The 8,242-nt window shown below is 41.0% G+C and carries 5 protein-coding genes and 2 pseudogenes; 1 reads left to right on the top strand and 6 read right to left on the bottom strand.

The features are described 5' to 3' along the window. Positions 1-403: pseudogene (locus tag FTT64_RS13200) on the bottom strand (transposase); the annotation flags it as partial. Between the two features lie 207 nt (positions 404-610). Here FTT64_RS13200 and FTT64_RS13195 point away from each other — a divergent pair. Next, a pseudogene (locus FTT64_RS13195) lies at positions 611-826 on the top strand (TolC family protein); the annotation flags it as partial. 29 nt (positions 827-855) lie between these two features. Here FTT64_RS13195 and FTT64_RS13190 read toward each other — a convergent pair. The 5 genes from FTT64_RS13190 to FTT64_RS13170 all read right to left on the bottom strand — a co-directional run bounded on the left by FTT64_RS13190 (position 856) and on the right by FTT64_RS13170 (position 8,065). Beyond that, positions 856-1,497 (bottom strand): hypothetical protein, encoded by a 642-nt coding sequence (locus FTT64_RS13190; protein WP_168397148.1) that lies wholly within the window; start codon positions 1,495-1,497, stop codon positions 856-858. A gap of 7 nt (positions 1,498-1,504) precedes the next feature. Then, positions 1,505-3,436, bottom strand: coding sequence for a sodium/proton-translocating pyrophosphatase (locus FTT64_RS13185; protein ID WP_168397149.1), 1,932 nt, complete (start codon positions 3,434-3,436; stop codon positions 1,505-1,507). 4 nt (positions 3,437-3,440) lie between these two features. Then, entirely contained in the window at positions 3,441-6,239 is a 2,799-nt protein-coding gene (locus FTT64_RS13180; protein WP_373685949.1) for a type VI secretion system Vgr family protein, read from the bottom strand. A gap of 139 nt (positions 6,240-6,378) precedes the next feature. Then, the gene (locus tag FTT64_RS13175) at positions 6,379-7,182 is read right to left on the bottom strand and encodes an enoyl-ACP reductase (protein ID WP_005182307.1); all 804 of its coding nucleotides are present in this window, start codon (positions 7,180-7,182) and stop codon (positions 6,379-6,381) included. A gap of 148 nt (positions 7,183-7,330) precedes the next feature. Next, positions 7,331-8,065: a Bax inhibitor-1/YccA family protein gene (locus FTT64_RS13170; RefSeq protein WP_016659546.1), complete on the bottom strand. Its 735-nt coding sequence runs from the start codon at positions 8,063-8,065 to the stop codon at positions 7,331-7,333. Between the last annotated feature and the right edge of the window lie 177 nt (positions 8,066-8,242).

Genomic DNA, 8,242 nt, shown 5'->3' with positions numbered 1-8,242 from the left:
GCTGAGTTTGGCTTGATAGCGGTAGCAGGTTTCACTAATGCCAAATGCTTTACAAGCCAAACGAATACTAATGGCATGCTGGGCAACTGCCTGTTGTGCCATCTTACGCCGGCAAGATGGCTTTACCCTTGCGCAGCAGTGCTGCCATTGCCATCGCTTCCTGGATGATTTCGGCCTTTAATCGCTCTTCCGCATACATCTTTTTAAGTCTGGTATTTTCTGCTTCCAGCTCTTTCAGTCGAGCCATCAATGAGGTATCCATACCGCCATATCTGGCACGCCATTTATAAAACGTGGCATTACTCATGCCGTGTTCACGGCAAAGGGTCGCTACAGGTGTGCCAGATTCTGCCTGTTTCAAGATGGACATGATCTGACTGTCAGTAAATTTAGATGTTTTCATGCAGAATCTCCTGCTCGTATCTTAAGAGAAAATTCTACTTTTAGATCCTATTATTTTTAGGGGGGATTACCGTTTCTTTAATATTCCTATAATGGCTTTGTTGCATAAATATGTAAGCATCTGATTTAAATAAATTTAATTTTGGATCAAAAAATAATCAAAAATTTTAAAATCATATAGTTATGAAATCTTTGTGCAACAAAGCCCTTACAGGCACGTAATGTCGAACTTGCGGAAAAGTCTGAACGGTTGACTGAAGTCCGTTATCGTAACGGCGCAGTGGCGTTAAAAAATCTGTTAGATGCACAGGAAACCACGCGTAATGCCCGTTTGTCTTTGGTGCAAACCCGTCAGAGTCAATATAATGCTTATGTAACTTTATTGCAGGCGTTGGGTGGAAGTCCGATACAATCATTAATTTGAAAAAAGCCCGTAAGGGCTTTTTTTATATTTCACTCATTTTTAAATTTATATTCAAGACCACTAAAAAAATAAATTCTTTTCAATGTATACTCCCAAACAACTAGAATTAATAAAATTACTGCATACATATATAAATTTGATTTTATCCCATTCATCATTTCACCAGCATCAAATCTATATAAAGGATTCAATATAATAAAATAAGGACCAATCACAAATACATATGAAACGAATATAATTTTAAAAAATCTTCCATCACCCCAAACTTTTCCATTTGCCAACTCAAAGTCACATGAAAACTGATCAAGATTATCATCAATGATACTATTATTTTTATACTTATGTTGCATATCTTTAATTTTACCAATAGATAAATACAAATCAATCACCATAAAAACAAGCAAGCAAACAAAAATTTCAAACCATCCATTTTTTACAGTTAAATAAATAGCCCCAAAAGAATAAAATAAAATAATTGAAAAAATTAATAAAACATATTTAAAATAGTATTTTTTATAATTAATACGACCTAATACTAAGAAAATACAACCCAAAAAAATACTAGCTAACAAGTATTTTAAATATCCAAATTGCACATAAGACCAAAAAACCAAAAGTGAAAAAAAAGAAATTATAAAAATTGACTTATTAATTAATTCAAATTTCTTCATAAAAACCTCAATTTAATAACCAATTTGGTATCGTATAATTAATACCAACTATCTTACTTATAGATTCAATTAGTTTCTTAATATTGCCAGCAAAACCATCTTGAACTTTGTTTAAAAGGTATTTTATTCCACCAGTGAAATTTAAATAATAACTATCGAGAGCGTCAATAAGAAATCCTATTACAAAACCAACTATTAATCCAACGGCTAACACAGCTACGAATGGAGCTGTGACACCCACGAAAGCTGTAAGAATAAAAGAAGTAACCAATGTTGTAAGTATGGTACCTATAACTGTTTTAACCGCTACTCCAACAAGAGTAGAAATTAGATTTGTCCAATCTTTATTTGCTTTATCAGTTGATAAATGCTCAATAACTTCTGAAGTTGCTACAATAAAAAAACCTATTAATGCACCTGTTTTTATTGATTTCCACGTAATAGGCTCCTTTACAGGAATATTGTTCATAACCATCTTTTTCTTGAGGTGCCGAATTGCATTCATATTCATTTGATAACGTAAGTGAGAAAGCCCCAAAAAAAACAACATCAATGTTTTATTTTGAGTTTTGACAGCGATTAGAATATCTTTAGCAGCAACACCTATATTTTTAAAAAAGGGTATTAAATATTTATTTATATAATTATCTCTAAGTGCATTCTTTGCAATGTCTGTGGTTCCTGTTACTGTTGCTGAAAATACAGGTACAATCCCATTATCCCATACAAAATTTGTAAAAATTGCATTTACAATTATTGCAAACTCTTTATCGCTACAAGTTTTTAGATCTTCTAGATCATACTTTTCTCTAAACTTCTGATCATTACAATTAGTTGAAATAGTATATGTTAAAAATTCAGCTTTTTGTTGTGGTGCATCCTTAACACCTTTTTGTGCATCTTCCATCAATTTTTTTGCACCACTAGAGGGTGGCTTTGGTAATTCAAATTTACTCTGTCCAAAAGATATTGTTTCATTCTCATTTGGAAATTTAGCTACATTTATTGTTGCTATAGCCTTCTTAGTTTTATAATTTTTAATAATTAAAATACCTTTAAATTTCTTCGGTATTCTAATCGTTATTTCTTTACCATCTTGCCAAGTTACTGCATTTTGAGAATTTAAATTTGGAGCAATAAGCTCTCCCAAGTCTTTTCGTTCGAGTTGATAAGTGGTACCCGCGACTCTACTAATACTAATTACCACTTTCCTATATTCATTCAATCTTTGTGCTACTGTCTTACTTTCTTTAACAGCTTCTTCTGTTTTATCTTCCCAAAAGACTTTTTCTAATGATATTTCTCTGTAATGGAACTTAGATCCTATAGGAATGACTCGTGGTGCAAAAGTAGTTGATATCTCATTTGATTCTTTACCATCTTTTTTCACAACTTTAAGATGAATTCGTGCTAATGGACTTACATCTGTAAATAGCTTTATAAATTTTGCTTTAACTTGTTTTGGATAACCACCATCTAAAAGGCTTGAAGGCTCAGTTGTATATGTTTTTGTTAATCCATTTTTAAGACTATTAGAGAGCGTTATGATCCCTTTTTCACCTGTTGGCTTAAATTCAAAATGGTATTTAATATTCTTATCTAAATTTATAGCTTTAGGTGCTGTAAATTTAACTTGAATATATCCTTTTTCAACGTTTACGGTTTTTATACTCGTTTTTTCTCGCGTATTCTCAGTGCAATTTTTAACCACATAAGTTGGTATATCATAGGTATTTGTTTTTAGATTAAATAACTCTACCCTAATATCTTCTGATTTTTCAGTTGATATGACTATTGTTTCCCCTGTAGAAGAGGTTAATAAATTTTCCTTCAATATCTTACCACTTGAGGCAACAATCCTATATTTGGCTCCATCGAAATTTTCCCAATGTCCTGCTTGATGTCGATATCTAATAATAAATTTTGCTGTGAAAGACATATCTTTACTCTTCATTAAATTTTATATTTGAATCAAAGGTAGTATCAAAATGTATAAATATTTTTTCTTGGATATCCGTTTGAAACAGGGTAGTTTCACCCTTGGCATTCGTCTTACCAGTTTCAATATTTCCACTTTCAAAAAATGCCATATATTTAATATTAGGCATTGGTTTCCCTATATCATTTCTTGCAATAAATTTTTTGGTGAATTTTTTAGTAATTAACTCAGGGAAACTAGGTAAATCAACTACTAGCTTCTCTCCACTAACAAAACTATGCTGCCCCGCCTTCACCTCAAACTTGCCACCCGTGGTCGGAAAAATCCCCGAGCCATTAATCTTGATTTGTGAACCGCCAGCGGTCAGGTTAATTTCGGTTGGACTGGTAATATAGACCGCATCTTCCGTCGAAATAATCTGCACACCCTTTCTTGCAATCAGATCTGCACCATCACCCTGTGCCTGAATCTCGACTTTGCCTTTACCCGCATATAAACGTGCACCGTCTTGGGCTGCAAACAGGCTTAGTTTCTGGCTGGCATGGGCAATCAAAGACTGCTGCGTGCTGAGGTTAATACTCTCTCCGGCACTGTGGCTGATCTGACCATCGGCAGAGAGATGCACATCTTGCTGGCTACTCAACGCAATAGAGTTTGGTGCGCTAAGAATCATTAAGGCCTGTTTAAAAGCAGCAGCTTTATTTTCATCCTGCTGTTCGATCTGCTCTAAGAAGTTCTTTAAGTTATCGAGAACTTCTAAAGGATCGGTCTGCTGGTTTTTGGCCACTTCACTTAAAGCTTGGGCATTGTTCAGTGAGCCTTCAATCTGGGATTTGGCCTCACTGGTATCAAGATGATTGCCTTCGGCTTGTGCCTGTGGATGGGTCGAAATCAGTAAGCCTTCTCCAGCACGTACTGCACCCCACTGATCGGTTCTCAGTTCAAAACCTTCACCACGGCCATCACTTTCAGCGCTGGCTTTCGGATGGCTCAAGTTCCCCAGGTTCAGTTGGGTCGCACCATGGCTGCTTTGCAGCTGGGCAGAAATCTGCTTCGGAGTATCATCAAAACGCAGCTGGTTAAAGCCACTGCCTTCAATTTCCTGTGAGCGGATCCCGCTGAGTTTTTTGGTGTCGGGTAGTTGGCCTTGTTGGTCGAATTGGGTTGGCGAGCGTTCTGCTTCATGTAAACGACCAACCACGAAAGGCCGGTCGATGTTACCGTCAAAGAAGTCGATCACCACAATTTCATTAATCCGTGGCAGGAAACGTGCCCCGTAGCCTTCTCCGGCCCAAGGCGTCAGTACATCGACCCAGGCGGAATCGGTGTCATTGTCATTACTGCCGGCCCCGCCATCATGCTGATGGTCATCACTGCGGGTAAACAGGAAACGGACTTTAATCCTTCCCCATTCATCGACATGGATGCTTTCGCCAGCAGGTCCCACCACCCGAGCACGCTGCGGATGGGCTGCTGGTCGGTGCTGTAGTGGATGGTATTCCGGGACGGTGCGGATGTTGCGACGTTGCAGGGTTAAGGTATTGCCTTGACGTTCATCCGGGTGTTGTTTTTGTTGAAAACTAAAATGGCTATGCCAGTGGCTCTGGCTGAGTAGCTGGTTGATCTGCTGATTGAGGTCTTTAGGTAAGTTGTTCTGGTTATAGAACTGTTTGCCGGTAATTAAGAATTCTTTGTCGGCTGCGCTGTGCTGGTCAATTTCCGGGTGTTCATTCAGTTCAAACCAGTAGCCGACCTGAGCATCACGGACGGTGGAATGGGCGCTGAAGTATTTGGATTGCAGGTCGTGGTAGTGACTGAGGTTCTGGTTCAGCTTGTCCAGCTGGTTGTTGGAAGAGGCTGTGGCCTGATCTTCGCCATTTAAATCCTGCATCCAGGCCGGGCTGATCTGCCAGGCTTGTTCCAGGCTCAAGCTGGCATTGTCCTGATTATGACTGTGCTGGTGTTTGCTTTGCACTGAACCGGCACCTTCTTCCTGGCTGAGGCTGTCTGACTGCCAGCGTTGCAGATGTACGGCAGTGGGTTGCAGGCTGCGCTGGGCAATCAACTGGGTGATGCTGTCTAATTGTTCGGTGGCACTGGAGCGATGAAAGCGGATACTGCGACGATTTAAGGCGCTGTACTGGCTGTTGTCATCAATCAGGCGTAATTTCTGGGCCTGAAGCGGGCTGCTGGAATGTACGACCTGTAACTGGGCTTCATCAATCAGCCAGTTAATCCCTTCACTGCGCCAGAGTCGGGTCAGGAAGTCATAGTCGGTTTCATTGGACTGCATGATAAAGGGACGCACATCCAGTTCCTGGGTCAGTCCGGTTAAGTCCAGGGTCAGGCTGGCGGCAAAGAGCGGGCTTTTGTTTTGCCATTCTTTAAATAAGATCTCACTGACCTCGCGCACGCTTTTATTCATAAACACGCGGCTGTTACGGCGTTTATGCCAGAGTGCGGTCGGATCTTCTAGTGTGAGTTTATAGAGCGTCAGAGAGCCATCACTTTGGCCTTGCGCGGCTGCGGTGATAATACCGCTGCTGCGAAACAGCTGGCCTTGGTCAGTGACCTGATCGACGGCAACCTGCGCGCCGATAAACTGTTTTAACGGAATCTGGGCATTGGTCGAAAGACAGATCAGTTCGGCATGTAAACCGTCATTGAGCTGGTGTTCACCGTCGATGCGCTGTAAAAAAACATCGGTATTTAAGGCAGGCTGAGAAAATTGAATATGGAGGGCACGTTTTTGTGGGCTGAGGCCTAATTTTTCTAGTGCTGCAAATATATTGCTTGGCATCATTGTTCTGTAATAAATAGCTAAAAAAAAGTGTGGCTATTTTATACAAAATAACCACATAAAACATCGCTTCAACCCGGCCGCTTGTTTATCAATATGTAACTATCCGATAAAAAGCCGGCGCAGGTTAAAACTTTCCGACTTATTCTGCGTCCATCATGGCGGCGCTCATACCCACAGTATTAAAGCCAGCATCTACATATAGAATTTCACCGGTAATCCCGTTGGCCCACGGTGAGCACAGGAATAAAGCGGCATTGCCCACTTCTTCAATGGTGACATTACGTTTTAATGGGGCAATTTTTTCATTGGCATCCAACATCTTACGGAATGATTTAATTCCTGATGCAGCCAATGTACGGATTGGACCGGCAGAAATGGCATTAACACGAATGCCTTCAGCACCCAAGCTAGAGGCTAAATAACGCACCCCTGCTTCAAGCGAAGCTTTGGCCATGCCCATCACGTTGTAGTTTGGCATTACACGCTCAGAACCCTGATAAGTCAGGGTTAATAAACAGCCTTGACGCGCCTGTAATAATGGTTTTGCGGCACGCGCCATCGCAACAAAGCTGTAGGCGCTGATGTCATGCGCAATTTTAAAACCTTCACGGTCGGTCACATCAGTAAAGTCACCATCTAAGGTATGGGCTGGTGCGAAACCAATTGAATGCACCACGCCATCCAGACCATCCCAATGTTGAGCAAGATCGACAAAGACCTGTTCAATTTCAGCATCTACCGCAACATCACAAGGAAGAACAATTTTAGAACCGAACTGTTCTGCAAATTCATCCACACGTTTTTTCAATTTTTCATTCGGATAGGTAAAAGCCAGCTCTGCACCTTCACGATGTAAAGCCTGAGCAACACCAAATGCAATGGATAATTTACTCGCAATACCCGCGATTAAAAAGCGTTTACCCGCTAATAGTCCTTGTGCCATGTGAATCTCACTCATATTGATTTTGCAGTATCATGCCAATTCTGAGCCAATTCGGAAATTGCATAATGCGCCTTTTTTTCAATTCCTCCGAAGAAAATAAAAATCGCGCAAAGGTTGCGCGATGTTAATGTCGATAAATGCAGGGAAGTTAATCATTGCTTTGCAATAAGCCCAGCAAACGCAGGAAGGAATAATACATCCAGACCAAGGTGGCCAATAAGGCAATGGCGCTCAGCCATTCCATGCTTTTCGGTGCACCTTGTGCTGCACCGGTTTCAATCAGGTCAAAGTCTAGAATCAGGTTTAAAGAGGCAATCACGGCCACAAATGCTGCAAAGCCAATTCCAAGCCAGTTGCTTTCAAACAGATAAGGAATACTCGACCCCAAAGCCAGACTCAGAAAGATTTGCACCACAAACACCATCGCAATCGCAATTGAGGCCGACATCACCACCGCCTTAAATTTTTCAGTGGCGCGAATTACCCGAGTACGATACAGCACAAACATCACCAATGTGGTCACAAAGGTAGCCAGCAAGGCCTGTAATGGCACACCCGGAAACTGCAACTGGAAGATCACTGAAATCCCGCCCAGAAAGGCCCCTTCAAACAGCGCATAGGGAATGGCCAGCGTGCGCGCTGTATTTGGCTTAAAGGTGGCCACCAAAGCCAGAATCAGTCCGCCAATGGCACCGACAATTGCGCCGGCATAGGCAATAGAAAGATTGGCGGTCAGGAAACTGTAGAAAAACAGGCCGATGCCCACCACGGCGGCAATTAAAGTCAGCAGGACAGATTTTTGGATTGCTCCCTGCACGCTCATCGGCTGGGCATAATCACTCGACACCTCAACGCGTGTCAGGATCGGGTTATTACTTTGCATGATTTAAGGTACTCCGATCATTGCGGCAAATGGGTTTTGAAATACACATTGCTCCTATCATAAGCGCGCAGCCGCATCCTGTCTAAATAATCGCCAAAAAGATTACATCTTTATAACGGGTGTGATTTCTGAATTACGCCGAAGTAACAGCAGATAAAACGATAGCGATAAAAAAAG

The sequence above is a fragment of the Acinetobacter sp. Q186-3 genome (genome assembly GCF_013420655.1).
Taxonomy (GTDB): Bacteria; Pseudomonadota; Gammaproteobacteria; order Pseudomonadales; family Moraxellaceae; genus Acinetobacter; species Acinetobacter indicus.
The sequence above is the reverse complement of the archived record's forward strand: the minus strand, read 5'-3'. Positions and strand labels throughout refer to the sequence as shown.